The organism is Geobacillus sp. ZGt-1 (assembly GCF_001026865.1).
GTDB lineage: Bacteria > Bacillota > Bacilli > Bacillales > Anoxybacillaceae > Geobacillus > Geobacillus thermoleovorans.
Genome location: NZ_LDPD01000018.1, coordinates 1 through 345, shown reverse-complemented (window position 1 = coordinate 345; position 345 = coordinate 1).

Here is a 345-nt window from a genome sequence, read left to right as displayed (position 1 = left end):
TTATGGATTTTCACAGAAAAAAAGAGACAGTAAAGTGTAAGTACTGTCTCATCACGCCGCTTTATTCCTTATGCTCCAGGCTGCTTTTCACAATTACTGATAAATTGAGTGGAGGCATCGTCCTGTATGAAACAAGAGCAGATTCCGCAATCCTTCTTTCATAATTCTTAATCTCAACAAAAACAATTGATTTATCTAACAACACGATGCGTATTTATGGGAAAGGAAAAAAAGAGCGCTTACTCCTCCCTTCATCCCATGGTTGTCCCTTTAACGAAAAGCTATATGGAAAGTTTAGAGGAATATCAGCTCCACCCTTCCCAACTGTCAAGGCCGATTATTTTT